The organism is Rugamonas sp. DEMB1 (genome assembly GCF_029834475.1).
In the GTDB taxonomy this organism is placed as follows: Bacteria; Pseudomonadota; Gammaproteobacteria; order Burkholderiales; family Burkholderiaceae_D; genus Rugamonas; species Rugamonas rubra.
Genome location: NZ_CP122407.1, coordinates 4,946,150 through 4,968,789, shown reverse-complemented (window position 1 = coordinate 4,968,789; position 22,640 = coordinate 4,946,150). Strand labels below are relative to the sequence as shown.

Sequence of the window (22,640 nt, the reverse complement as noted above, 5' to 3'; positions counted from 1 at the left end):
GTCTATCCCTTTTTTAAAAATGAGGCCATCCAATTGGCCGGATCGTCACCCAGTCTGGCCCGCAGTCCGTCGAGTTTTTCGACATTGGCCGTGGTGCCGGAGAGGATTTTCAGTTCGTCGTCGAAGCCGTTCAAGTCGAGCATCGCGACGCACACCCTGTTGCCCTGCTTGATCAGGAACATCCTGGAGTTCTCCTCCAGGCCCTGATCAATTCGAACTCCGTCTCGCTCAACTTGAAGCCCTCGACATAGTCCTGGTAGTCGGCGGTCGGATTGGGCAGGAAGATGAAGGTGGCGGTCTGTTCGATCAGCGCCCGCGCGATCGGGCTGCGCAGGGTGTCGGACGGGCTCTGGGTCATGTACACGCCGAAGCCGTTCTGCTTGCGGATGGTCTTTTGCTTGTTCTTGGCGAAGTCCTCGAAATAGGAGATCGACAGAGCCTTCCAGTACTCGTCCATGAAGAAGGCGAAGCGGCGGCCGTCGATCAGGTTCTCGATGCGGAACATCAGATACATCATGACGGCGGGGCAGGTCAGCGCGTCGTCGAGGATTTCCGTGTAGTCGAAGCCGTAGCTGCGGCCGTCGTCGAAACTGAGCAGGTTGCCTCGTCGCAGTCGAGCGCCCAGCCCAGCGCGCCGGCGGCGCACCATTTCTTCAGCCTTTGCGCCACGCTGTTGGCGTCGACGTTGGGCAGGTTCTGCACCACCGCCTCGAAACCGCGCAGCGCGGTCGGCAGCAGCGCGACGGCGCGCACGGCGTGCGAGATCTCGGCCTCCTCGCGCGGCGTGTGGGGCGCGTTGGACAGCAGCGAGCAGAACTTGACCAGGTCGTCCCAGAACAGGATGTTGCCCTCGCTGGGCTCCATCTTCGAAGGGATTGAAGCCGGTCGGCCGGCCGCGTTGCAGCGACAGGTAGCGGCCGCCGGCGGCGCGGATGGCGATCTCGGCGCCGCGGTCCTTGTCGAAGAAGACCACCTGGGTGCCGTACTTGTACAGGTTCATCATCAGGAACAGGGCCAGCACCGTTTTGCCGCCGCCCGACTGGCCGATGATCTGGCAGTTGCCCAGCGCCGATTTGGCGGTCGAGTCCTCGTCGTCCGGGGTGCTGTGGAAATTGAAGTAGACCGGCTGCGAGGCCGGCGAGCGCAGCACGGTGACGGCCTCGCCCCAGGGATTGCCGTCGCGCTTGCCGAGGTTGAAGTTGTGCATCGAGCACAGGCCGGAAAAATTGCGCGAGCTCAGGTGCGCCGAGCGCGGCCGCGAGCGCCAGTTGGCCGGCAGCTGCGACAGGTAGGCGTGGTCGATCACCAGGTCCAGCGGCACGCCGAGGAAGCCGGCGTTCTGCAGGGCCTCGATGGCGGTGGAGCGGGCCGCCTTGACGCCGTCGCTGGTGGGCGACTTGACCTGCATCAGGTAGTGGTACTCGCCCAGCGCGAAGCTGCCGCTGGCGACGCCGTCCATCGCCTCGTCGAGTTGTTCCAGCTGGCTCAGCGAATTGTCGTCGGCGCTGATCATGCGCTTGCGCTGCAGGTTCAGCGCGGCGCGCGCGTCCAGCGTGTGCATGGGCGAGAAGGACTGGGTTTCGACATACTCGAAGGGCAGGCCGAGCATGGTGTTGAGGATGCCGGGGTCGGAAAAGTCGGCATAGTCCTTGATGTCGACGAAGGCCGAGAAGACCGAGCCGTGGGTGTCCCTGGTCTCCATCACCTCGTTGCCGAACAGCACGCGCGCGGTGGCCAGGTATTTGTACAGGGGCAGGTTTTTCACCGGCACGCGCCACCAGTGGCCGTTGATCAGATAGCCGTAGAACTCCAGCTGGCGGCTGTAGGCGATGCCCTTGTGCGTATATTCCTCCAGCCGCTCCGGCGCGTAGGCGGCCAGGGTGCGGCTGACCTGCTGGTGCAGGTTTTCCATGACATCGACGACCACGGTTTCCGCTTGTTCGATGTCCTGCCGGGTCTTGCCCAGGCGGCCGATCAGCTTGCCCGACTTCTGCGGGAAGGGACGGTGGATGATCGTCAGATAGATTTCGGTCGACATCAGGCCGCCGGCCGCCAGCGTCGCATAGTATTTTTTGACCAGGTCGTGCGCGAAGCCGTGTGCGGGAATGCTCAGCTGGTCCGCGGTGGCGCGGCGGATGCGGTGTATCCAGAAGGCGTACTTGCCGTTCGACAGGCTGCGCACCAGGAGGTTGAGCGACTCCATTTTGGCGTAGGCCTCGTCGTCGTTGAGCCCCTCGAACGACAGGCCGCCGATGGCCCAGGTGCTCATGTAGTCGCCGTTCCTGGTCGAGACGATGCTGTCGGTCAGGCGGGCGGAGAAGGGCAGGTGGCGGCTGGCGGTGTCCTCCAGCGCGGCGATGCTCTGGCTTGCTGTCATGGGAATACCCTATTTTCTTTTCGTGTAGTCGGTGGGGGCGATGCTGTGCGCGCCCCAATGCGCGGCGTTTCTTCTGCCGGCGACGCTCTTCATGCGCAGCAGGTATTGGTTGAGGCGCTGGTCGTCCTGCGCGCTGATATGGCGCAGCAGGAGGACGCACAGCACGCAGGCCATCAGGATCACGAAGGAGGCGAACAGGTTGACCAGGATCATTGCCCAGACCGCCAACATCAAATGGATGCCGACCACCACGATGAAGGGCACGATGGGCACGCCGGCCATCATGGCCGGGCGGGTGGCGCCCTTGAAGATCATGTCGCGGTTGTGCATTACGTCCCGCCGCCGATCAGCATGGTGGCGATGCCCGAGGCGCCGCCAATGACCACGCCGCCCCAGAACACGGGGGCGACGTCCTTCCACTCGGCCGCCTGGAAGACCATCCGGAAGCCGACGAACATCAAGGCGATGGTGACCACGACGGCGCCGATGCCGGTCATCCACTTGGAGACGGTTTCCAGCATGGTCTTGCCTTTGTCCAACTGGGCGAAGGCGGGGCTGGAAAAGGCCGACAACATGGCGAGGATCAATGCGGACTTCAGGTTTTTCATGGTTGCTCCATGGTGGTTGTGTTGAGGATTGAGATTGCGTCCCGCCGTGGCGCGGAGCATTTGCCGATATGTCGCGGCGGACCGGCATCCGGTTCCATTTTTTTGTGCCGCGCCGCGCCGCCGCGTGTCGCCGGCGGCGGCGGGAACTGCGCCCCCGTACCGGCCACTCATGTTCAGCCGGCCCAGGAAGGCCCGAGCGGTCTCGACCGCACACTTAGGCAGGGAGCGACGATGATGAGTTCGGTAAACAACGCACCTTCGATGGTTACTTATCTGTGGGGCGGCGGGTCTCTTGAAATGGCCTCAAAAGGGGAAATGCGATGGTTGAAGACTTGTTGTATGCCGGCCACGATGGCGCCGGCGGCCCATGGGACGGCGGCCGGCACGGCAAGCGGCACCGCAAGCGGGACGATACGCGGGACGGTAAGCGGGACAATAGACGGGACAATTCGCGGGACAATTCGCGGGACGGCATGGCGGGCGGCTCGGATGAGCGGCAACAGCGGCTGGCGAGCGCAAGACGCGCCGCAATCGCCGCGCACAGCGCGGTGGACTGGCCGGCGCGCTGGGCCTCCACCTCCGGCAACTGGCGGGCGCGGTCATAATTGTTGAGATTTTTTTCGCTGGCAATTCAGTAGAATTGCGCAAATGAGCCGCGCGCGGTGGAGTTGGCCGCTCGTCGACGGGCGCCGCGCCGCAGCGTGGTGACATTTTCCATCTTTCAGTCCCGGCCCCATTGGCCGGGGCTGGCTTGCCAACTCAGGGTCATTCATGTCTCAGGAAATCGTCGCCGCGCGCGACTTGTTGCAGGAAATCGTCGAGCTGATCAACGCCGGCCAGACTTTTTCGGACATCCATATCGAGCAGGGCGCGGCGCCCATGCTCAAGACCCCGCGCGGCTGGCAGCAGCTCGATGCGCGCCCGGTGCACCGCGAGGAGATGCTGCCACTGCTGGCCAGCATCGACCTGGACTGGGAGGACAAGATCGTCGAAGGCGCGATCGACCGGCCGGTGGTGCTGACCTCCTGCCGGCTGCGTTGCAATGTGTACCGCATGTCCTGCGGCGAGAAGGTGGCGGTTTCGATCCGCCGCCTGCCGCTGCAGCCGCTGGCGCTGGACAAGACCGGCCTGCCGCATTACGTCAAGACGCTGCTGGAGGCCAGCAAGGGCATCATCCTGGTGACCGGCCCGACGGGGTCCGGCAAGACCACCACGATCGCCTCGATGCTCGACCATCTGAACGCCACCCGCAACGCCCACATCATCACCATCGAAGAACCGATCGAGTACCAGTTGCAGCGCAGGCAGTCGATCATTTCCCAGAAGGAGGTGCCGACCGACACGGCCAGTTTCTCGTCCGGCCTGCGCGAGGCGCTGCGGCAGAAGCCGGACATCCTGATGGTGGGCGAGATCCGCGACTTCGACACGGCCGACACCGTGCTGCACGCCGGCGAATCGGGCCACCTGGTGCTGGCGACCATGCACACCAGCAGCGCGGCGAGCGCGATCACCAAGCTGCTGGCCTTCTTCTCGCCGGAGCAGCGCGCCCAGCGCGCGGCCATGCTGGCCAACGCGCTGGTCGGCATCATCTACCAGAGCCTGCTGCCCACCGAGAGCGGCGACGAGTTCGTGCTGGCCAGCGAGATGATCTGCAACCACAACCAGCAGGCCGCGCCCTACATCGTCGACCCGGAGAAGATGCAGCAGATCGCCGAGTTCCTGCGCCGCAAGGAGGACAATATGTCGCGCGGCCTCAACGAGGTGCTGGCGCAACTGGTCACCCGCAAGACCGTCACCGCCAAAGACGCCATGCGGGCGGCCTACAACCGGCTCGAACTGCACGAGCTGCTCAACAACCTGCGCTAGCGCGGCGGCTTCGATGCCAGCCCAAAAACCGCCGGCATGTTGCCGGCGGTTTTTTTTCGTTCGTTGTGGCGAGTGACGTCGATGTTTCAGCGGGATACATATTGTCCATGCGCGAGTTCCGGCGTGGGGGGGGGGGAGCGCCGTGTTTTGCGGACTCTCTGGAGAAAAAACCGGCCCCTGATCTCGCGGTACCAGCGGTATTTGCGCTACCTGCGGTGGAAGAAAATCGTGATTGACAGGGGCGGACCGGTCGAAATACTGATTCCTAAATGTATCTCGCTGAGGCAGTTGCTGTTGCTGTTGCTGTTGCTGTTGCTGTTGCTGTAATTGTAGTTGTAACTGTTGCAACTGAATTTGCTGCTGCTGCAGTATCTGCATCAGCATCTGCATCTGCAACTGCGGTTGCGGTTGTTGCTGCTGTTGCTGCTGTTGCTCCAGCTGCTGCTGTCGTTGCTCCAGCTGCTTCTGCTGTCGTTGCTCCAGCTGCTTCTGCTGCTGTTGCTCCAGCTGCTGCAACTGTTGGGGCTGATGCTGCGGCCCTTTTGAAGCAGCGAGATTTTCATCCAAGTCTTTATACTGTTTGATTTTCTCTGCGATAACGTCAGTAACTGCCTTGGTCATTTTCTTGCCAAATTCACTCCCCGCGAAAGAATACAGCGTATCTTCATGCCTGATTCGCGGACCCGACGGGTTTGGCTCGGAGGTGGTCACACGCATGTTCCGCCTGTCGAGTGTTTGGAAGTACAGGTCGGCGTCGCCGCTGGGGTACTTCTTCATGAATTTGGCGATTTTTTTATGGTCCAGAGCCTTGGCCAGCGTAATGACTGCAGTCTTGTCGTCGCTGTCCGAAAGGTCCATCGTCGATTTCGGGGGCGACCTCTTGAAATTGTACATCGCCAGCTGCTCTTTGGTTCGCGGCTTACTTGCCTTGTGCAATTCTATCCTGTGCTTGACGAAGTCGAGCAGGGAACGGAACGGTTTATGCCGGGTATATTCCATGGTGGTTTTCTTTGGTGAACGGGGTGTACCACATGGGTGGCGCTGCGGCTGTGGCGGTTCCCGCTCGGTCCCGGACTCGCAGAATTCCGCACCACGAAGAATTGCTGCTCCGGGAGAAAAAATACCGATTAACGGAACGGCGGCGCGCGGCCGGTTTATAATTTCCGACATTGGCCCGGCGCCGGGCACGCCAGCGTGAGCGGCGTGGCGTCGGCGCGGCAACACCACCTTCATGCGATCCGCGACGGCGGCAGGACAGCGCCGCTGGTTTTCCGCCGGAACCATATGCCAGCATCGCCGACGCGGCCCAGGCCCGGCGTCGGCTAGACCTGCCCAATCCCGGGGCCGGCGGGGCGGCCCTTGCCCGCCCAGACCTCCCCAGCCGATGCGCAAGCCCCTGCTTGCGCGCGGCCGTTTCCAATCGTGACCAGTGCTACAACGTGAATCAATATGAATGCTGAATCAAACAACAAGACTTCCGCCCCGACCGTGAACGGCGTGCCGGGCCGGCGCATTTCGGTGGCCCCGATGATGGACTGGACCGACCGCCACTGCCGCGTGTTCCACCGCCACATCAGCCGCCACACCTGGCTCTACACCGAGATGGTGACCACCGGCGCGCTGGTCTACGGCGACGTCGAGCGCCACCTGCGCTTCAACGACGAGGAGCACCCGGTGGCCCTGCAACTGGGCGGCAGCGACCCGGCCGACCTGGCCACCAGCGCCAAGCTGGGCGAGAAGTGGGGCTACGACGAGGTCAACCTGAACTGCGGCTGCCCCTCCGAGCGGGTGCAGAAGGGCGCCTTCGGCGCCTGCCTGATGGCCGAGCCGCAACTGGTGGCCGACTGCGTCAAGGCCATGCGCGACGCCGTCGGCATCGACGTCACCGTCAAGCACCGCGTCGGCATCGACCAGGGCGAGAGCTACGACTTCGTGCGCGACTTCGTCGGCACGGTGGCCGAGGCCGGCTGCCGCACCTTCATCGTGCACGCCCGCAACGCCATCCTCAAGGGGCTGTCGCCCAAGGAGAACCGCGAGGTGCCGCCGCTCAAGTACGAGTTCGCCTACCGGCTCAAGCGCGATTTTCCTGACTTCGAAATCATCATCAACGGCGGCATCAAGACGACGGCCGAGATCGACCTGCACCTGGCCCACGTCGACGGCGTCATGCTGGGCCGCGAGGCCTACCACAACCCCTACCTGATGGCCGACTTCGACCAGCGCTACTACGGCGCCGACACGCCGGTGCCGAGCCGCGAGCAGGTGCTCGAGGCGATGCTGCCCTACATTGAGGCGCGCTTGCACCAAGAAGGGGCGCGCGGCCTGAAGCTCAACTCGATCACCCGCCACATGCTGGGGCTGATGCAGGGTTTGCCGGGCGCGCGCGGCTTCCGCCAGACCCTGTCGGACGCGAAAAAACTGGCCGCCGGCGACCCCCGTTTGCTGCTCGAAGCGGCGGCGCGACTGCGCCAAAGCACGTAAAAACCGGCCTTCGGCAGTGCAAACGACGGCACGCGCGTTCTTTCCATAAAGAAAGTTCGCTTGCGTAAAATTGAGGCAGGAAATGCTTGCTTTGAGGCAAAACTTGCATCTATAATTTCACAATATACACACATATCCACCGTTCCCCGATTGTGTAGGCGACGTAGAAACTACAGCTAAGCGGCCGGTGGGGCCGCTTATTTTGCATTCGCAGTCATAGTTTGCTACTGTGCACAGATATTGCTTAGTATCAAGGGCCGGTGGGGCGCTTCGTGCACAAGACGACGGCATTCCGAGGCACTTTTATCAATTGTGTCACTTACGAAGAGACGAAATGAATTTAGCAAAAATGAAGGTTGGCACACGCCTGGGGCTCGGATTCGCGTTGGTGCTGGTATTTCTGGTCGCCGTCACGGTGGTGGGTATCGCCCGCATGGCGCAGATCCAGGACCGGCTCGACCACGTGGTCGGCGTCAACAACGTCGTCACCCGCCTGGTGCTCGACATGCGCACCAACGTCAACGACCGCATCACCGCGCTGCGCATCCTGACCCTGATGAGCGATGCCAGCGACATGGAAAAAGACATGGCCCGCATCAAGGAGCTGGCCGGCAAATACGCCGACACGCAGAAGAAACTGAGCGACCAGTTCGCCCTGGAATCGACGGCGGAAGAGAAGGCGCTGCTGGCCCAGATCAAGGAATTGGATGCCGCCGCCGTGCCGGCCATCGCCAAGGCGTCCGAGCTGTGGATGGCCAACCAGGCGATGGATGCCACCAAGGTGCTGATCAAGGAAATCCGTCCGGTGCAGACCAAGTGGATGACCGCGCTGGACCAGTTGGCCGCGTTGGAGGAAAAACTCAACGCCCAGGTGCAGACCGAGGCCGCCGAAGGCTTCAACAGCGCCCGCACCTTCATGATCCTGCTCGGCGCGCTGGCCGTGGTGATCAGCGTGGCCGCCGCCATCGTCATCACCCGCGGCCTGCTCAAGCAGCTCGGCGGCGAGCCCGACTACACCGCCAGCATCGCCGGCGCCATCGCCAACGGCGACCTGTCGGTCGTCATCGACACCGACGTCAGCGACAAGGACAGCCTGCTGGCCGAAATGAAGGAAATGCGCGACAGCCTGGTCGACATCGTCGGCCAGGTGCGCACCGGCACCGAGACCATCGGCACCGCCTCGCGCGAGATCGCCGCCGGCAACATCGACCTGTCGTCGCGCACCGAGATGCAGGCCAGCTCGCTGGAGAAGACCGCCTCGGCGATGGAAGAGCTGACCTCGACCGTGAAACAGAACGCCGACAACGCCCGCGAAGCCAACCAGTTGGCCGCCACCGCCTCGGACGTGGCGCGCAAGGGCGGCGCCGTGGTGTCGCAGGTGGTTGACACGATGAGCTCGATCGACGCCTCGGCCAAGAAGATCGTCGACATCATCGGCGTGATCGACGGCATCGCCTTCCAGACCAACATCCTGGCGCTGAACGCCGCCGTCGAGGCGGCCCGTGCCGGCGAACAAGGCCGCGGCTTCGCCGTGGTGGCGTCGGAAGTGCGCAACCTGGCCCAGCGTTCGGCCGGCGCGGCCAAGGAAATCAAGATGCTGATCGACGACTCGGTGGAAAAAGTCGGCGCCGGCACCAAGCTGGTCGGCCAGGCCGGCGTGACCATGGACGAGGTGGTCGCCAGTGTGGCCCGCGTCACTGACATCATGAGCGAGATCGCCAACGCCAGCCAGGAACAGAGCGCCGGCATCGAACAGGTCAACGTCTCGATCATCGAGATGGACAGCATGACCCAGCAGAACGCCGCGCTGGTCGAACAGGCCGCCGCCGCCGCGCAGAGCCTGCAGGACCAGGCCTCCGAGCTGGCCCGCGTGGTCAGCATCTTCAAGCTGGTCGAAGGCGAGCAACGCGTGCTGCCGGCCGTGTCGGCGATGGCCAGCGCGCCAGTGCGCGCCATCGCCCCGCGCGCGCCGGTCAGGAAGCTGGGCAGCAGCGTGGCCGTCAGGCCGGCCGCCAAGCCGGCCGCCAAGCCGGCCGCCAAGCCGGCGCCGCGCAAGGCCGCCGCCAGCACGGCCGCCGCCAGCGACGAGTGGGAAGAGTTCTAATCGTCCCGCCGGCCGCCCCCGGGCGGCCGGCCAGCAATCGTTCGGCATCAACAAGTATCAAGTAGTTCGGGGCCGCGCCACGGCGCGGCGGACAGCGTGTTATCAAAAATAAGTGAAAAATTGCAAAAAATGAAAAAGATTTCCATCCGCATCATCGCCACCGCCCTCATCGCCACCGGCGCCAGCGCCTTCGCCGCCGACGTGCCGGCCTCGTTCGACGCCAAGAACTGCCGCGCCGAGTATCCAAAGGCGTCGTTGATGAACGAAGAGCAGGGCAACGTCTCGATGGCCTTCCTGGTCGCCGCCGACGGCAGCGTGATGGAATCGAAAGTGGAAAAATCGAGCGGCTTCAAGAACCTCGACAAGGCCGCCGTGAAGGCCATCAGCGCCTGCAAGTTCAAGCCGGGCACCAAGGACGGCGCGGTGGCGCAAACCTGGGCGAAGGTCGACTACGCCTGGAAACTGTAATTCATCTTATCGCCAGCATAAAACTCGTCTAAAAATACTTGGGGAAATCAAATGTCTACAAATAAGCGTTGCTTGAGTGTGGTCGCAGCGGTGCTCGTCATGAGTGCGTCTGCCGCCTTCGCCGCCGAGGTGCCGGCGAGTTTCGATGCGAGGAACTGCAAGGCCGAGTATCCCAAGGCCTCGCTGATGAACGAGGAACAGGGCACCGTCTCGATGATGTTCCTGATCAAGGCCGACGGTTCCGTGGCCGACTCCAAGGTCGAAAAGACCAGCGGCTTCAAGAACCTCGACCGGGCCGCCATCAAGGCCCTGAGCGCCTGCAAGTTCAAGCCGGGCACCAAGGACGGCGCCGCCGCCGAGACCTGGACCAAGGTCGACTACGCCTGGAAGCTGGACTGATTCAAACGCGGCGGCGCCGCCACGGCGCGGCCGCCGCCGCCGCCGCCGCCGCCCCGCCTTGTACCTGCTTTGCCCCTGCCTTGCGGTCCGTCCGGACCATTCCTCCCCGCCCCATGTAGCCTTGCCCCGAGGTGTGTAACAAGCTGTAAATCTGCGGCGAAGCGGGTGCGGATTCCCTATAGTATTCTATGGGAAGAGGAGATTCGATCATGAAAAAAATGCTATTCGCATTGGCCGCCGTGGCGGTGCTGAGCGGCTGCGCGGTGGCGCCGGCCGGTCCGGTGTACTACAGCGCCCGCGCGCCGCAGGCCTACGATCCATACCAGTGGCACACGGTGTCGAGCGAACCGGTGCAGTCGCAGGGCGTGTCGCGGGTCGAGTACAGCAGCGAGCCCGTGTACGAGGGGCGCACCGTGTATGTGCAACAACCCGTGTACGTGCAGCAACCGGTATACGCCGCGCCGTCCTATTACTACCCGCCGGTGACGATCGGTCTCGACTTCGTCTTCGGCAACCGCTGCTGCGGTTGGGGCGGGCGGGGACGCTACGGCCACGGCCACGGCCACGGCCACCACGGCCGCCGCTGACAACGGCGCCCCTTGTGGCGACGGCGCCGCCGTTCGGCGCGCACACAACAATGCCCGCTGCCGCCTGTCGGCGCAGCGGGCATTGTTGCATGCGTTGTACGGGGGGCTAGCTCAATGGATGAGGAACAGGGCGGCGTCGTTCAGCACCTCGGCCGAGCACAGCAGGTAGGTCGAGCCGCCGGTCAGTCCCAGCACCAGCGCGCCATACGACAGCGGGATGCAGCGGGGGAGAAAGTGGGTCAAGCGAGTCATGGCGTACTCCTGATCGTCTGAGCTCGCGGGCAAACCGCGAGGATAGTCGTCAGCTTAGCCGTCGTGACAAGTTTGTTGTATCGGCAAAAAGTCCGAGCGCTTGTAGGACAAACGCCCGTCGTGCGGAAAACTGCGCCGTCGGCGCTATTTACGCCACTGCACGATGGCCTCGGCCGGCGCCGTGTCGAGCGCGTCCGACACGCTCAGCCACTGCTGCAGCCGGTCGGGCAGCTTGAGGTTGATGCCACGGCCGTCGATGATGCCGATCTGCTCGACCAGCTTGGCGTCCATCTTCGCCTTCGACACCGTGGGCGCGCCCATGACCATGCGGTCGTAGGCCTTGCGCGCCTTGTTTTCCCATTTGTGCAGGCTGCTGTCCTCGAAGCGGTTGGCCTCGAAGTAGACGGTCAGCGAGCCGTCCGGGTTGCCGTAGCCGACGATGCCGGCGCCCTTGCGGATGGTGGTGGTGTTTTCCAGGTCGAAGGCGCCGGTGGGCACGAAGACGCCGGCGCGGCCGTCGGTGTCGGGGCGGCCGACCGGCGTGTCCTTGCCGTAGGTGCTCACTTCGGTGATGTTTTTTTCTTGAGACATGTCCTGATCTGGCCGCAAGTCCGGGCGGACGCGACGCTCCTGTTCGATAAAAAGTGGGAGGCGGATTCGCGTTGCGGCACAGCGCAACGCCGATCCCCATTGTAGCGGGAATCTAGTGCCACTTGGAAACGTTCGCGCACTTTTCTTCGAAGTAAAAAAATGCCGCCCAGCGCGAGCTGGACGGCATTTCGGGCGACGCGCTGTTGTTATGCTTTGGCGGTTTTTTTGCGGCGCGCGATGAAGCCGACGATGCCCATGCCCAGCAGCATCATGGCGTAGGTTTCCGGTTCCGGCACCGCTGCCGTCACAGAAACGTTGTCCAGGTAGGAACCGTAGGTCGGCGAGCTGACCGGGCCGAGCGATTCAAATTTCAGTTCGGTGCTGGCGCCGGCCGCGTGCAGGCCGGACAGGGTGAACACGCTCCAGCTGTTGTTGACCAGGCCGATCAGCGGGCTGGCGTTGAGCAGCTGGCCGCCCCAGTAGACGTTCATCGAGCTGGTGGCGCCGTTGGCCGTGTCCGGCCGGCCGGCGTAGGCGAACGACAGGGTGTAGCTGGCCAGGCCGGCGGTGTCGATGTTTTGCGTGACGCTGGTCAGGCGGTCGGTGTTCAGTTCCAGGTATTGCTGGCCGTCGGCGGCGTGGCTGTTGAAGCCGCCGTAACCGCCGTGGGCGCCGTCGGTCTGGATCTCGAAGGCCGAGTTGCCGCCGGCCGAGGAGGTCCAGCCCGGCACGGCGCTGATCGGCGTCCAGGCGGTGTTGATCAGCGGCGCTTCAAAGCTGCCGTTGACGACCAGGTTGGTGTCGGCGTTGGCGGCGCCGGCGGCGAGCAGGGTGGCGGCGGCGGCGAGGCGGATGAAGGAGGTGCGCATGAGGATATCCCGGTTAGTTGTTTTAGATAAACATATATTGCTTTTCGATACCTAAATATTACCACCGGAAACTTCAAAAAACACAGGATGATGAAAATATATATTTCAATTGTGTTATCGAAACATTGCATTTCGTTATGAAATTGATGTGTGGAAATGAAAGCGCGATTCGGCCTTGATCGGCTGGAAATGTTGTCCGGGGTGGCGGCGTGCTCAGGCGCAGCCCATGCGCTGGCGCAAGGCCTGCACATGGCGCTCGCTGACCGGCACGCGCGCGCCACTGAGCAGGCTGAGCTCGTAATTGCCGTCGCCGAGCACGGCGAGCGCCAGCAACTGGTCGACGCGGACGATGGCGCCACGGTGCACGCGCAGGAAGTGTTGCGGATCGAGGTGGCGCTCCAGCCGGCCGATCGGCACGCGGTGCAGCACCAGGCGGCCGGCCAGGTGCAGCTCGACGTAGTTGCCGGCCGCGCCTATCCAGTGCACCTGGTCGAGCTGGATGCATTCGATGCGGCCCACCGAGCGCACGTTGAGCTGGCGCCAGTGCTCCGCCGCCGGCGCGGCCGCTTGGCCGGCGCCGCCTGGCGCGGCCGGCCGCGCCGCGTCCTGCGCCGCCAGGAAGGCGCGCACCGCCTGGCCGTAGGCGGCGCGCTGGCGCTGCGCCAACATGGCCTCGGCGCGCTCCAGCGCCTGCGCCAGACGCAGGTCGTCGATCGGCTTGAGCAGGTAGTCGAGGGCGTGCACCTCGAAGGCATCGACGGCGTAGGCGTTGAAGGCGGTGACGAAGACCAGCAGCGGCGGCTCGGCCAGTTGGCACAGCTCGCGCGCCAAGGCCAATCCGTTCTCCCGCGGCATCTGCACGTCGAGCAGCACCAGGTCGACCGGCTCGGCCGCCAGTAGCGCGCGCGCCGCCGCCACGCTGGCGCATTCGCCGGCCAGGTGCCAGCGCGGATACTCGGCCAGCGCGTAGCGCAGATTGACGCGGCCCGGTTCCTCGTCGTCGACGATCAGCGCGCGCAGCGGCGGCATGGCGGGCGCGGCGGTGGCGTCGGCATCGGCGTTGGCGGCGGCGCTCATGCCGACGCCGCCAAGGGCAGGCGCAGCTCGACGCGGAAGCGGCCGGCGTCCACGCTGGTGCGCAGCGCGGCGAGCGGGCCGAAGGCCAGCTGCAGGCTGGCCTCGGTGTGGCGCAGGCCGAGGCCCAGGCCGGGGTTGCTGCCGTGGGCGGCGGCCAAGGGATTGCAGATGCTCACGGCCAGCTGGCGCCGCTCGATGTGGAAGCGCAGGCGGATGTCGCTGGCGTCGGTGTGGCAGTCGAGGTCGTGGCGCAGCGCGTTCTCCACCAGCGGTTGCAGCAGCAGCGGCGGACAGGCGATGGCGCCGACGCGCGCGTCGACCCCCTCGATGCTGACGCGCAGGCGGGCGCCGTAGCGCAGCTGCTGCAGCGCCAGGTAGTCGCGCACGAAGGCCAGCTCCTCGTCGACGCTGACCCAGTCGCGGTCGGCCGCCGTGAGGGCGTAGCGCAGCAGCGCGCTGAGGCGGTTGATGCCGGCCAGCGCCACCTTCTTGTCGTCCGAGCGCACCAGCGCGCTGATGGCGTTGAGGGCGTTGAACATGAAGTGCGGTTCGAGTTGGCCGCGCAGGGCCAGCATGCGCTGTTGTTCCAGCTCCAGCTTGAGGCGCAGGTTGTCGGTCTCCGCCTGGGCCAGGGCCTGCTGGTCGGTTTTGCCCTGGCGCCAGATGCTCAGCGCGACCTGCGCGCCGATGCTGCCGCAGGTCAGGGCGACGTCGACGAACCAGTCGAACTTGTGGATGCTGGCCAGGGCCTGAAGCATGCGCTCGAGGTGCAGCGCGCGGCCGGCCAGCAGCATGCCGTAGGTGGTTTCGTACATCACGTCGAGCGGAAAGAACACCAGCAGCGTGGCGGCGAACACCAGCGCGATATGGCGCGGCCGCGCCACCAGCGCCGGCCAGCGCGTGAACAGCGCGTGCAGCAGGCAGCACAGCAGCACCTGCGCCATGGTGCAGCGCCACCAGGCGAAGAAATCGCCGGCATAGGAGTTGCCGACACCGTTGCGCAGCGTGGCGCTGTAGGACGAGGCGGCGCCGAGCGCGCTCAGCACGCCCCACACCAGCAGGTTGACGGCCAGCAGGCGCAGCATCTGGCGCCGGTCGGGCCAGCGCGCCGCGCCGGCCGCCGGCGCATCGGGCGCTGCCGGTGTGGCCATCGTGGCGAACGTGTCGAAGGTGGCGGCGGGGGCGGGGTTCATGGGCGAGAAGTATAGCAGCGGCCGGCAGGCGCCACGGCGGCCCCGTCCCGCCGATGCGGGCTTTCGTCACACGGCGCGCGCCGGCCCGGGAGAGGCTGTCTACACTGCGCCCATCGTCCCTTTTTGGAGCAGCACAGATGCGGTTTGACTTGAACATCAACGGCCGGCGCCAGCGCGCCGAGGTCGACGGCGACACGCCGCTGCTGTGGGTGCTGCGCGACGCGCTGGGCCTGACCGGCACCAAGTTCGGCTGCGGCGCGGCGCAGTGCGGCGCCTGCACCGTGCACGTGGACGGCGAGGCGGTGCGCAGCTGCGTGCTGCCGGTGCAGAGCGTGGCCAAGCGCGCCATCACCACCATCGAGGGGCTGGCGCCGCAGCGCAGCCATGTGCTGCAGCAGGCTTGGATCGCGCACCAAGTGCCGCAGTGCGGCTACTGCCAGTCCGGCATGTTGATGGCCGCCGCCGCGCTGCTGCGGCGGAACCCCGAGCCGAGCGACGCCGAGATCGATGCGGCCATCACCAACATCTGCCGCTGCGGCACCTACCCGCGCGTGCGCGCCGCGATCCACGCCGCCGCCAAGGCCGGTGCCGCATGAGCGGCGCGCTGACGCGGCGCAGCTTCCTGCGCTCGACACTGGCGGCCGGCGTATGGACGCTGGGCCTGAGCATGGCGCCCGGCGAGGCCGCGACCGCGCCGGCCGTCGGGCCGGGGGCCAGCATCGCCGGCGGCGCTGCCGATGACAAGGCCGTCGCCTTCGATTGCTGGCTCAGCTTCGCGGCGGACGGCACGCTGGACGCCTACACCACCGTCACCAATCTTGGCCAGGGCACGCACACCGCCATCGTCCAACTGGTGATGGAGGAGCTGGAACTGGCCGCCGCGCAGATACGCATCCACCACGCGCCGGTGCGCCAGGAGTTCCACCGCCGCTTCCCGCCGGGGATCACCACCTTCGCCAGCGCCGGCCTGAGCGCCGCGCGCGACAGCGTGGGCCTGGCCTGTGCTGCGGCGCGCGACATGCTGCTGCGCGCCGCAGCGCAGCGCTGGCGGGTCGAGCCGTCCAGCTGCCACGCCGTCGACGGCCACATCGCGCACGGCGCCAGCGGCCGCCGGCTGCCCTACGGCGCCTTGCTGGCGCAGGCCGCCGCGCTGGCGCCGCCGGAGAAGCCGAAGCTGAAGGCGGCAAGCGACTGCAAGGTGCTGGGCCAGCCGATGGCGCGCGCCGACATCCCCGAGCGGCTCGACGGCAGCGCCGTGTACGGCATCGACGTCAAGCTGCCCGGCCTACTGGTGGCGGCAGTGCTGCACGCGCCCGGCTTCGGCGGCGCGCTGCTGCGGGTCGACGCCGCGCCGGCGCTGAAGGTGCGCGGCGTGCGCCAGGTGGTGCGGCTGGCCAACGCGGTGGCCGTGGTGGCCGACGGCTACTGGCAGGCCGAGAAGGCGGCCCGGCTGCTCAAGCCGGTGTGGCGCGCCGGCCCGCACGGCAAGGCCGACAGCGCCGCCATGCGCGCCGAGTACCGCGCCGCCGTGATGGGCGAGGGCGGGCTGATGTACCCACGGGACAACGACCGCCCCGACAAGCAGGACCACGCCGCCACCGCCGCCGCGCTGCAGGGCGCCAGCCGGGTCATCGAAACCGTCTACGAAGTGCCCTTCCTGGCGCACGCCGCGATGGAGCCCTTGAACGCCACCGTCAGCGTCGGCAGCGGCCCCGGTGGCGGCGCCGAGCTGTGGCTGTCGACGCAAAGCCAGAGCGACACCCAGCGCGCCGTCGCCAAGGCGCTCGGCCTGGCGGTCGAGCAGGTGACGCTGCACACGCAGCAGGTCGGCGGCGGCTTCGGCCGCCGGCTGGAGCACGACTTCGCCGTCGAGGCGGCGCTGATCGCCAAGGCCGTCGGCAAGCCGGTGAAGACCATCTGGTCGCGCGAGCACGATATGCGCTCCGGCTACTACCGGCCGGCCACCACGGCGCGCGTGCGCTTGGCCTTGGACGCACAGCACCGGCCCACGGCGCTGCGCGGCGACATGGCCGGGCCGTCGCTGCTGGCCTATTCCGGCGTCACCAACAGCCCGCCCATCGACGGCGTGTTCGACTGGAGCTACTTGATGGGCTGGATGGGGCGCAGCTACGCCATTCCGGCCTACGACACGCGCTGGAGCCGCGTCGACCACGGCGTGCCCTGCGGTTACTGGCGCTCGGTCGGCAATTCGCAGAACTGCTACTTCCTCGAACATACGCTCGACCAGGCGGCGCGCGCGGCCGGCGTCGACCCGGTGGCCTACCGCCGCGGCCTGTTGGTTGGCAAGGTGCGGCAGCTGTCTTTCATCGACCAGCTGTGCGCCCGCGCCGGTTGGGACGCGCCGCCGGCACCCGGCCACTTTCGTGGCTTCGCCCTCAACGAGACCGGGCCGACGCTGGGCGGCCATGTGGTGGAGATCGCCGTCGCCGGGCCCGGCAAGTTCCGCCTGGTGCGCATCACGGCGGCGATCGATCCGGGCCGCGTCGCCAATCCACAGTTGGTCGAGGCGCAGATGATGGGCGGCACGCTGTTCGGCCTGTCCGCCGCGCTGTTCGGCGAGATCACTTTGAAGGACGGCGCCGTCGAGCAGGGCAACTACGACGGCTACCAGGTGGCGCGCATGGCCCACACGCCGCCGCTGGAGGTGCTGGTGATCGGCAGCGGCGAGGCCGGCTACGGCGTCGGCGAGGAGGGCCCGCCGTCGATCGTCGCGGCGCTGGCCAACGCGCTGCTGGCGGCCGGCGGCGAGCCGGTCGCGCGCATGCCGGTGGCGCACTCCGGCTGGGAATGGCTGGCCGCGTCGGCCGCCACAACGTCGAATGGCCCCTCGGGGCGGCGCAGTAGATAGGCCAGCACCGCCAACTCCACCACGGCGACCAGCACGATCACCGGCCAGGGCGGCCGGCCCAAGCACATCACCACGAAGCCCAGCGCCATGCCGATGCAGGCCATGCGCTTGCCGCGCCGTGACACGGCGCGGTGTTCGCGCCACTGGCGCAGCGGCGGGCCGAAGCGGGGGTGCTGCAGCAGGCGCTGCTCCAGCCTTGGCGAGGCGCGGGTGAAGCAGGCCAGCGCGAGGATCAGGAAGATCGTCGTCGGCATCACCGGCAGCAGCGCGCCGATCACGCCCAGCGCCACCATCAGCAGGCCGAGTGCCATGTAACCCCAACGCAGCAGGCGCGCGGCATGCGCCTCGCGGGCCGCCGGCGCGCTCGGCGTGCTGAACTTGTGTGGGGGGCTGGCCATGATGCCGTCGTCGCGTCGTTGTTGAGTCGCCATAATACGCGCTTTCAGACGCCGGCTGAGGGGCGGGGCCATGCCGACTGCGTTGTGCCATTGCGTCCATGTACTCGGTGGCTGGTGGTGGGCCGACGTGCCTCAGGCGCGCGCCCAGCGGAGCGTTTGTGCTCAGCTTGGGCTGGATGTGCTTGGCAGTGTTGATGCGTGAGGCGTTACGCGCTACAATTCTTCATGATTAAGACATTCCAGCATAAAGGCCTGAAAAGCTTTTTTGAGAGTGGAAGCGTGGCTGGCATTCAGCCTGCCCATGCTCCACGGTTGGGCGCAATGCTGCGACGTCTTAACGAGGCGACGAATGTACAGGCGATGAATTTGCCTGGCTGGAAACTTCACCCGCTAAAAGGCCACGAGCTTAAAGGACACTATTCTGTCCGGGTGAGTGGGAACTGGCGCATGACGTTCAAGTTCGACGGTATTCATGCCGTGCTGGTCGATTATCAGGATTATCACTAGAAGGAAGCAAGCCATGACACGCATGTTCAACCCGCCACACCCCGGCCTTACCTTGCGCGATGATGTGTTGCCAGCGCTTGGCTTGAGCGTGACCGAGGCTGCGCAGCAACTGGACGTGAATCGCGTGACGCTTTCCCGCGTGCTGAATGGTCGTGCCGCCATTTCACCGGAAATGGCCTTGCGCATCCAGGCCTGGCTGGGTGTGGACCGTGGTGGAGAGGCCCGCGTTTGGTTGGCCGAGCAAAACGCTTATGACATGTGGCAAGCCGAGCAGCGGTTCAAGATTGTACCCATGCGTGTCCAACCCGCACCGATTGCTGTTTAACGGCTCTGCCCTCTTGTTGCCGGATTTGGCTGTCAGAAGGAAGTGCGCTTCCTGCGCCCAATGCAAAAAGCCCAGTCCGAGGACTGGGCTTTTTACTTGAATTCTTGGGGTGGCTGATGGGGCTCGAACCCACGACAACAGGAATCACAATCCTGGACTCTACCAACTGAGCTACAGCCACCACTGCTACTGCTACTGCGGAACCACCTTGCGGGCAATAAAAAAGGCTGCAAGCATGAACTTGCAACCTCATTATTTGCTGCGAATTCTTTGGGGTGGCTGATGGGGCTCGAACCCACGACAACAGGAATCACAATCCTGGACTCTACCAACTGAGCTACAGCCACCACTGATACTGCGTTGCCTACGGTGTTTCGTAGACAGGTGCCGAATTATACAAGCCAGTTTTGAAACACGCAAACCTTAATGCGGCTTTTTCGCAAAAATGGCGAAAGGGCCTAGATCGACACCGCCTAGACCGACACCGCCTCCACCGGCGGCGTCAGCCCCAGCAAACCGGCGAACGGCCCGCTTAGCGACGCCGCCGCCGCGCTGGTGTAGCCGACCAGGCCGCCCGGCGCGCCGCCGGCGCGGCGCAGGCCGGCCGCGTCGAGCAGGCGGCTGAGCTGGCGCGCCACGGCCTCGCCCGTGTCGAGCACGCTGACGGGCGCGGCGGTGTGGGCGCGCACCACCGCCTCGATGCCGTCGAGCACGAAGGGGTAGTGGGTGCAGCCGAGCACCAGCGTGTCGACGCCCTCGGCGATCAGCGGCGCGATGTAACGCTCCAGCAGGGCGCGGGTGGCCGGCGTGTCCAGCTCGCCCTTGTCGATCTGGTCGGCCAGGCCGACGCAGGGTTGCAGGTGGAAGCTGGCGCCGGTGGCCGCGCTGACCTGCTCGCGCAGCGACAGCAGCTTTTCGCCGCGCAGCGCGCTGGCGGTGGCCAGCACGGCGACCTTGCCGTTGCGGCTGGCGGCGGCGCCCGGCTTGAGGCCGGGTTCGACGCCCACCACCGGCAGTTGCGGGTAGCGCGCCCGCACCGCCTTGATGCCGGCGATGGTGGCGGTGTTGCAGGCCACCACCAGCGCCTTGGCGCCGCGCGCCACCAGGAAGGCGGCGATGGCCAGCGAACGCTCGGTGAGCACCGCCTCGGTTTGCGCGCCGTAGGGCGCGTAGGCCGAGTCGGCGAAGTACATCAGGTGTTCGTTGGGCAGCTGGGCGCGGATGTGGCGCAGCACCGACAGGCCGCCGACGCCGGAGTCGAACACGCCGACGGGGGCGTCGGACGGCGCGGCGAAGGGCGGCGCAAAGGGTAGGGTGGGAGTCAAGTTGGTGTCCGGACAAGGCGCCCGCCGCCCGCGCGGGGGCGCGCGGCGGGGCCGGGTGGTTGCTTAGGCGGTGACGACGGGGATCGCGCTGACGCTGCTCAGCTGCTCGATCTTGGCCTTCCATTCCGCCGGGCCGGTGTTGTGCACCGAGGTGCCGGCGGCGTCGACCGCCACGGTGACCGGCATGTCGACCACGTCGAACTCGTAGATCGCCTCCATGCCCATGTCGGCGAAGCCGAGCACCTTGGCGCTCTTGATCGCCTTCGACACCAGGTAGGCGGCGCCGCCGACGGCCATCAGGTAGGCCGACTTGTGGCGCTGGATCGACTCGATGGCGACCGGGCCGCGCTCGGCCTTGCCGATCATGGCGATCAGGCCGGTCTTCTCCAGCATCATGTCGGTGAACTTGTCCATGCGCGTGGCGGTGGTCGGGCCGGCCGGGCCGACCGCCTCGTCGCGCACCGGATCGACCGGGCCGACGTAGTAGATGACGCGGTTGGTGAAGTCGACCGGCAGTGGCTCGCCCTTGGCCAGCATGTCCTGGATGCGTTTGTGGGCGGCGTCGCGGCCGGTCAGCATTTTGCCGTTCAGCAGCAGGGTCTGGCCCGGCTTCCACGAGGCCACTTCTTCCTTGGTCAGCGTGTTCAGGTCGACGCGCTTGGATTTTTCCGTGTCCGGCGTCCAGTGCACCTCGGGCCAGGTCGACAGCGGCGGCGGCGTGATGTAGGACGCGCCCGAGCCGTCCAGCACGAAGTGGGCGTGGCGGGTGGCGGCGCAGTTGGGGATCATGGCGACCGGCTTGGAGGCGGCGTGGGTCGGATACATCATGATTTTCACGTCGAGCACGGTGGTCAGGCCGCCCAGGCCCTGGGCGCCGATGCCCAGCGCGTTGACCTTGTCGCACAGTTCGATGCGCAGCTCTTCGAGCTTGTTCTGCGGGCCGCGTTTTTTCAGGTCGAACATGTCGATGTCGTCCATCAGCACCTCTTTCGCCATCAGCATCGCCTTCTCGGCGGTGCCGCCGATGCCGATGCCCAGCATGCCCGGCGGGCACCAGCCGGCGCCCATGGTCGGCACGGTCTTCATGACCCAGTCGACCAGCGAGTCGGACGGGTTGAGCATGACGAACTTGGTCTTGTTCTCCGAGCCGCCGCCCTTGGCCGCCACCTTGACGTCGACCGTGTTGCCCTCGACCAGCTCCATGTGCACCACGGCCGGCGTGTTGTCCTTGGTGTTCTTGCGGTCGAACTGCGGGTCGGCGACGATCGAGGCGCGCAGCTTGTTGTCGTCGAAGTTGTAGGCGCGGCGCACGCCCTCGTTGACCGCGTCGGTGACGGTGCCGGAGAAGCCCTCGAAGCGCACGCCCATGCCGATCTTCAGGAAGACGTTGACGATGCCTGTGTCCTGGCAGATCGGCCGCTTGCCCTCGGCGCACATGCGCGAGTTGGTCAGGATCTGCGCGATGGCGTCCTTGGCCGCCGGGCTCTGCTCGGCGTCATAGGCGCGCGCCAGGTGTTCGATGTAGTCGGCCGGGTGGTAGTAGCTGATGTACTGCAGGGCGGCGGCGACGGATTCGATCAGGTCTTCTTGCTTTATGATGGTCATGGTGTTCTCGCGGTTGAGGGAGTGGCTAAGGGGAAGGCGTTAATGGTTTTGCGACTCGTTCTGCGTGCCGGTGGTGATGCGGTCGGTGTAGGCGATGGCCAGCGCCGACAGCAGGAACACGACGTGGATCGCAGTCTGCGCGATCAGCGTCTTGGCGTCGTAGAAGGCGGCGTTGATGAAGGTCTTCAGCAGGTGGATCGAGGAGATGCCGACGATGGCCATGGCCAGCTTGGTCTTCAGCACCGAGGCGTTGACATGCGACAGCCACTCGGGCTGGTCCGGATGGGTGTCGAGGTGCATGCGCGAGACGAAGGTTTCGTAGCCGCCGATGATGACCATGATCAGCAGGTTGGAGATCATCACCACGTCGATCAGGCCGAGCACGACCAGCATGATGGTGGTCTCGTTGAGTTTGGTCGGCACCACGGCGTTGGGCACGGCGATGGCCTGGAAGATGTGCGCCAGCGCCGCCTCGTTGCCGAGCGCCGCGCCGATCAGGTCCTTCAACTCGACCCAGAAATGGAATACATACACGCACTGCGCCAGAATCAGGCCCAGGTACAGCGGCAGCTGGAGCCAGCGCGACATGAAGATGAAGGCGGGCAGCGGGCGTAGCTTGGGGGCTGGTTTGTGTTGCGGGTCAGACATTGAGGTGTATCTCCGGAAAAGGATGGCGTCAAACGACTGCCGACATTTTACACGGGCAATCCGGCAATCGTCTTGCCGCCCGCACAGATTG

At 65.7% G+C, this 22,640-nt stretch carries 24 protein-coding genes, 2 tRNA genes and 1 pseudogene; 12 read left to right on the top strand and 15 right to left on the bottom strand.

Annotated features, from left to right (window positions below; translation table 11 throughout):
- Window positions 1–2: 2 nt before the first annotated feature.
- From QC826_RS22980 to QC826_RS22965, 4 genes are read right to left on the bottom strand one after another with little or no spacing between them, the layout of a single operon-like run.
- On the bottom strand, window positions 3–182 hold the full coding sequence (locus QC826_RS22980; RefSeq protein WP_279762624.1) for a hypothetical protein: 180 nt from the start codon (window positions 180–182) through the stop codon (window positions 3–5).
- Window positions 173–2,377, bottom strand: coding sequence for a VirB4 family type IV secretion/conjugal transfer ATPase (locus tag QC826_RS22975; RefSeq protein WP_279762623.1), 2,205 nt, complete (start codon window positions 2,375–2,377; stop codon window positions 173–175). Before QC826_RS22975 ends, QC826_RS22980 begins: the two co-directional genes overlap by 10 nt.
- Before the next feature lie 9 nt (window positions 2,378–2,386).
- The gene (locus QC826_RS22970) at window positions 2,387–2,707 is read right to left on the bottom strand and encodes a VirB3 family type IV secretion system protein (protein WP_279762622.1); all 321 of its coding nucleotides are present in this window, start codon (window positions 2,705–2,707) and stop codon (window positions 2,387–2,389) included.
- On the bottom strand, window positions 2,707–2,985 hold the full coding sequence (locus QC826_RS22965; RefSeq protein ID WP_279762621.1) for a TrbC/VirB2 family protein: 279 nt from the start codon (window positions 2,983–2,985) through the stop codon (window positions 2,707–2,709). The genes QC826_RS22970 and QC826_RS22965 overlap by 1 nt, the downstream gene beginning before the upstream one ends.
- 320 nt (window positions 2,986–3,305) lie before the next feature.
- Between QC826_RS22965 and QC826_RS22960 the strand changes: the two genes are divergently transcribed.
- The 8 genes from QC826_RS22960 to QC826_RS22925 all read left to right on the top strand — a co-directional run bounded on the left by QC826_RS22960 (window position 3,306) and on the right by QC826_RS22925 (window position 10,890).
- Complete coding sequence (locus QC826_RS22960; RefSeq protein ID WP_279762620.1) at window positions 3,306–3,590, top strand: hypothetical protein; 285 nt, start codon at window positions 3,306–3,308, stop codon at window positions 3,588–3,590.
- A gap of 166 nt (window positions 3,591–3,756) precedes the next feature.
- The gene (locus tag QC826_RS22955) at window positions 3,757–4,851 is read left to right on the top strand and encodes a type IV pilus twitching motility protein PilT (RefSeq protein ID WP_279762619.1); all 1,095 of its coding nucleotides are present in this window, start codon (window positions 3,757–3,759) and stop codon (window positions 4,849–4,851) included.
- 269 nt (window positions 4,852–5,120) lie between these two features.
- On the top strand, window positions 5,121–5,435 hold the full coding sequence (locus QC826_RS22950; protein ID WP_279762618.1) for a hypothetical protein: 315 nt from the start codon (window positions 5,121–5,123) through the stop codon (window positions 5,433–5,435).
- 943 nt (window positions 5,436–6,378) lie between these two features.
- Window positions 6,379–7,332 carry a tRNA dihydrouridine(20/20a) synthase DusA gene (gene dusA, locus QC826_RS22945; RefSeq protein WP_409567897.1) on the top strand — a complete coding sequence of 318 codons (954 nt, stop codon included), beginning with the start codon at window positions 6,379–6,381 and terminating at the stop codon, window positions 7,330–7,332.
- 349 nt (window positions 7,333–7,681) lie between these two features.
- On the top strand, window positions 7,682–9,436 hold the full coding sequence (locus tag QC826_RS22940) for a methyl-accepting chemotaxis protein (protein WP_279762616.1): 1,755 nt from the start codon (window positions 7,682–7,684) through the stop codon (window positions 9,434–9,436).
- Between the two features lie 129 nt (window positions 9,437–9,565).
- Window positions 9,566–9,904: an energy transducer TonB gene (locus tag QC826_RS22935; RefSeq protein ID WP_279762615.1), complete on the top strand. Its 339-nt coding sequence runs from the start codon at window positions 9,566–9,568 to the stop codon at window positions 9,902–9,904.
- Between the two features lie 99 nt (window positions 9,905–10,003).
- Window positions 10,004–10,303, top strand: coding sequence for an energy transducer TonB (locus QC826_RS22930; RefSeq protein ID WP_279762614.1), 300 nt, complete (start codon window positions 10,004–10,006; stop codon window positions 10,301–10,303).
- 209 nt (window positions 10,304–10,512) lie between these two features.
- The gene (locus tag QC826_RS22925; RefSeq protein ID WP_279762613.1) at window positions 10,513–10,890 is read left to right on the top strand and encodes a membrane lipoprotein lipid attachment site-containing protein; all 378 of its coding nucleotides are present in this window, start codon (window positions 10,513–10,515) and stop codon (window positions 10,888–10,890) included.
- Window positions 10,891–11,001: 111 nt separating this feature from the next.
- Here the strand turns inward: QC826_RS22925 and QC826_RS22920 are convergent, their stop codons facing one another.
- From QC826_RS22920 to QC826_RS22900, 5 genes are all read right to left on the bottom strand, one after another.
- Window positions 11,002–11,142, bottom strand: coding sequence for a hypothetical protein (locus tag QC826_RS22920; RefSeq protein ID WP_279762612.1), 141 nt, complete (start codon window positions 11,140–11,142; stop codon window positions 11,002–11,004).
- 144 nt (window positions 11,143–11,286) lie between these two features.
- Window positions 11,287–11,733 (bottom strand): hypothetical protein, encoded by a 447-nt coding sequence (locus QC826_RS22915; protein WP_093387494.1) that lies wholly within the window; start codon window positions 11,731–11,733, stop codon window positions 11,287–11,289.
- Between the two features lie 206 nt (window positions 11,734–11,939).
- Window positions 11,940–12,602, bottom strand: a complete 663-nt coding sequence (locus QC826_RS22910; protein ID WP_279762610.1) for a PEP-CTERM sorting domain-containing protein — start codon at window positions 12,600–12,602, stop codon at window positions 11,940–11,942.
- A gap of 213 nt (window positions 12,603–12,815) precedes the next feature.
- Complete coding sequence (locus QC826_RS22905; RefSeq protein WP_279762609.1) at window positions 12,816–13,679, bottom strand: LytR/AlgR family response regulator transcription factor; 864 nt, start codon at window positions 13,677–13,679, stop codon at window positions 12,816–12,818.
- Window positions 13,676–14,872 (bottom strand): sensor histidine kinase, encoded by a 1,197-nt coding sequence (locus tag QC826_RS22900; RefSeq protein ID WP_279762608.1) that lies wholly within the window; start codon window positions 14,870–14,872, stop codon window positions 13,676–13,678. The genes QC826_RS22905 and QC826_RS22900 overlap by 4 nt, the downstream gene beginning before the upstream one ends.
- A gap of 137 nt (window positions 14,873–15,009) precedes the next feature.
- Between QC826_RS22900 and QC826_RS22895 the strand changes: the two genes are divergently transcribed.
- Both QC826_RS22895 and QC826_RS22890 read left to right on the top strand, forming a co-directional pair.
- The gene (locus QC826_RS22895; RefSeq protein ID WP_279762607.1) at window positions 15,010–15,468 is read left to right on the top strand and encodes a (2Fe-2S)-binding protein; all 459 of its coding nucleotides are present in this window, start codon (window positions 15,010–15,012) and stop codon (window positions 15,466–15,468) included.
- Window positions 15,465–17,516: pseudogene (locus QC826_RS22890) on the top strand (molybdopterin cofactor-binding domain-containing protein); the annotation flags it as partial. The gene QC826_RS22895 and the pseudogene QC826_RS22890, both read left to right, overlap by 4 nt.
- Before the next feature lie 50 nt (window positions 17,517–17,566).
- Here QC826_RS22890 and QC826_RS31345 read toward each other — a convergent pair.
- Window positions 17,567–18,172: a YbaN family protein gene (locus tag QC826_RS31345; protein WP_313872796.1), complete on the bottom strand. Its 606-nt coding sequence runs from the start codon at window positions 18,170–18,172 to the stop codon at window positions 17,567–17,569.
- Window positions 18,173–18,364: 192 nt separating this feature from the next.
- On the opposite strand from QC826_RS31345, the gene QC826_RS22880 reads away from it, so the two are divergent.
- Together QC826_RS22880 and QC826_RS22875 are read left to right on the top strand one after the other, a co-directional pair.
- Window positions 18,365–18,646 carry a type II toxin-antitoxin system RelE/ParE family toxin gene (locus tag QC826_RS22880; RefSeq protein WP_279762606.1) on the top strand — a complete coding sequence of 94 codons (282 nt, stop codon included), beginning with the start codon at window positions 18,365–18,367 and terminating at the stop codon, window positions 18,644–18,646.
- Between the two features lie 13 nt (window positions 18,647–18,659).
- On the top strand, window positions 18,660–18,971 hold the full coding sequence (locus tag QC826_RS22875) for a HigA family addiction module antitoxin (protein ID WP_279762605.1): 312 nt from the start codon (window positions 18,660–18,662) through the stop codon (window positions 18,969–18,971).
- 105 nt (window positions 18,972–19,076) lie between these two features.
- Here the strand turns inward: QC826_RS22875 and QC826_RS22870 are convergent.
- The 5 genes from QC826_RS22870 to QC826_RS22850 form a co-directional block, all read right to left on the bottom strand.
- Window positions 19,077–19,152: transfer RNA gene (locus QC826_RS22870), tRNA-His, on the bottom strand.
- A gap of 90 nt (window positions 19,153–19,242) precedes the next feature.
- A tRNA-His gene (locus QC826_RS22865) sits at window positions 19,243–19,318 on the bottom strand.
- Window positions 19,319–19,444: 126 nt separating this feature from the next.
- Entirely contained in the window at window positions 19,445–20,296 is an 852-nt protein-coding gene (gene murI / locus QC826_RS22860) for a glutamate racemase (protein ID WP_279762604.1), read from the bottom strand.
- 63 nt (window positions 20,297–20,359) lie between these two features.
- A complete protein-coding gene (locus QC826_RS22855; RefSeq protein WP_279762602.1) occupies window positions 20,360–21,901 on the bottom strand; it encodes a fumarate hydratase in 1,542 nt (513 codons plus the stop codon).
- 39 nt (window positions 21,902–21,940) lie between these two features.
- A complete protein-coding gene (locus tag QC826_RS22850; RefSeq protein ID WP_093387477.1) occupies window positions 21,941–22,549 on the bottom strand; it encodes a YqhA family protein in 609 nt (202 codons plus the stop codon).
- Window positions 22,550–22,640 lie beyond the last annotated feature (91 nt).